The 2,638-nt window shown below is 22.7% G+C and carries 3 protein-coding genes; all 3 read right to left on the reverse strand.

The features are described from left to right. Positions 1-78: 78 nt before the first annotated feature. The gene (locus ACXX84_RS04095) at positions 79-963 is read right to left on the reverse strand and encodes a hypothetical protein (RefSeq protein ID WP_436358724.1); all 885 of its coding nucleotides are present in this window, start codon (positions 961-963) and stop codon (positions 79-81) included. A 150-nt stretch (positions 964-1,113) separates the two neighbouring features. Beyond that, complete coding sequence (locus ACXX84_RS04100; protein ID WP_436358723.1) at positions 1,114-1,479, reverse strand: hypothetical protein; 366 nt, start codon at positions 1,477-1,479, stop codon at positions 1,114-1,116. A gap of 104 nt (positions 1,480-1,583) precedes the next feature. After that, positions 1,584-2,531 (reverse strand): hypothetical protein, encoded by a 948-nt coding sequence (locus ACXX84_RS04105; protein ID WP_436358722.1) that lies wholly within the window; start codon positions 2,529-2,531, stop codon positions 1,584-1,586. Between the last annotated feature and the right edge of the window lie 107 nt (positions 2,532-2,638).

Consider the following 2,638-nt stretch of genomic DNA (forward strand, 5'->3'; position numbering starts at 1 on the left):
TTTACCAGTGATATCACTGGTAAAATGTGTCCCAATAAATTGTCCCACTTTATATTAAATACAAACAAGTTAATTTTTTTAAGCTAAAGTTTCTTTTTGGTTATTTACTTTATAATAATTTTTTATATGCACAAATCCAATAATTGTAAAAATAATTCCAAAGAAGAAAGATAATATATAAAATAATTGTGCTGTTTTTAATTTATGTTCTTGGAAATGGGAAAGCTTTACACAAATAATTATTTTAAAAACAAATATTATAATTGAAAACGCTCCACTAATAGCAAACAATACTATAGCAAAAATAACTCCGCCTGCTAATTTTGTTAAATCCAATTTATGTGTTTCAAATGAGTTGTATCCGTATGGATTATAATAATTATGATTATCATTACTTGCGTTTAAAATAGTATTAGCAACAGAGATAACAACAATCAAAGTTGCAATAAAGATTAAAATTGCATTAACTATTTCAAAATTTAAAATGAATTTATTTATTCTTTTTATATTAGAAAGTTCTAAACTTTTACCATATGCTTCAAAAGTTTCCAAATTTATTTTTTCTTCTGTTTTTTGTTCTTCCTGGTATTGAAAATTGTCAAGCTTGTTGTAAGCTATTAAAGTTAATATTACTCCAAAGAAGACTGATAATACATAATACAATTTTGCATCTGCTAATTTTTCACTGCCTAAATTTGATATTTCTGAAATGATCATTATTTTAAAAATAATAGATATGAGAAAAATTATTGTATCTATTATAAATAATGTAAATATAATTAAATTCTTTGTCTTTAAATAAGACGGATAGTTTATTTCTCTATATGGTTGTCAATAACTTGTTTCCAAAATATTAGAAAGCAAAAGATTTAGAATAATTGCTATAAAAATTAAAGAAAAACCAATTATATCTATAATTAAAGTATTCTTTCCTAATTGCTTTATTTGTTTGATTTGATTCATTTAATTCCTTTCTTTTTACTTCAATTTTATTACTTTTTGCAAAAAAAAAAAAAAAGTTGATATAGCAAACAACTTTTATATAAATTTTAGTTTTATAGGACAAAAATACAGGAAATTGAGTTTCTTTTTATATTTATTTTATATTTTTCTTTACATAATTTCAATTCCGTATTCTAATTTAATTTCTTTGGACTTTCTAAAATAATGAACAGCAATACTAGAAAATATCAATCCTAAGAAGATAGATATTAAGAAAAATAATTTTGATATCATTAATTCTTTTTCTTTATAAGGAAAAAACAATATTATTGCTTTAATTTTATAGTAAAGTAATGGTAATGTAGTTGCAGGACCTATTAAGAGTAGATAAATAAGTCAAAATATTTCTACAGCTCATTTTGAGTTGTGTAATATCCAATAAATAACAGCTAAATCAATTAACAGAAAAGCATTTATAACATCCAATATAACAACTGAAAAACATTGAGTTTTAATTTTTTTATATTCAATATGCATTTTTCTCCTTTTTCTAAAACACAGTAAATTCCTGTATTTTAAAACATTTAATTAAAAAACTTGTTCATATTTAAAATAAACAAGTTAATTTACGATTTTGAAAACTAATCTTCTAATACTGGTTCATTGTAATTATTTACATAAACAAAACCAACTATTGTAAAAATAATTCCAAAGAAGATAGATAAGATAAAAAATATTTGTGCAGTTCTTAATTTATGTGTTTTGAAATGAGAAAGCTTTACAGCGGTAATTATTTTTAAAACAAAAACTAAAATTGAAAGTATTCCACTAATAACGAATAAAACTATTGCAAAAATAACTCCACCTGCTAATTTTGTTATATGTCTTACAAAATCACTATCGTTTCTACCGTAATTTGGATTATAGTTATAAGAACCACTCGCAACATCAGAAGCTGCAGTGATTAAAGAGATAACAATAGTAATTATTGCAATAAAAATTAAAACAGCATTAACAATATCAAAAATTAAAGTTAATCTACTTGTCTTTTTTAAATTTTGAATTTGATAATTTTTCTCATATTCTTGCACATCTTCTTCTTGATCTCTTATTATTCCGTATCTTGGATTACTATTTGCATAAGGAGCAGAATTTGAGTCATATTTTTGTGAAAAATTTCTAATATTTAGTCTTTCTTCCTGTTCTATTGGTTCTTCATACTTGAATGCTTCAAGTCTTTTATAACCCATAAAAGTAAAGATAATTCCAAAGAAAATAGATAATACATAATACAATTTAGCATCGGCTAATTTTGTATTATTTAAGTTAGATATTAGTGCACTTGCCATTATTTTAAAAATTACAGCAACAAATCCTATAATTCCAGCTATTATAAATGTGAATAACACTATTAAATCTCTTGTTTTATAGTTTGCTACTTCAGCTTCAAAGCTTTTTGGTTTAGAAACTCCAATAATAGAGTTAATTTGATAACTTAAAACTATGGCAACAAAAATAAAAACATAAGAAATTATGTCGACAATTAAAGAGTATTTTCCTAATTGCTTAATTTGTTTGATTTGATTCATTTAATTCCTTTCTTTTTATTTAAATTTTATTACTTTTTGCAAAAAAAAAAAAAAGTTGATATAGCAAACATTTTAGGGAAATAAAAATTCCTAATATAAAGGAATTT

The organism is Mycoplasma sp. AC157 (assembly GCF_054343415.1).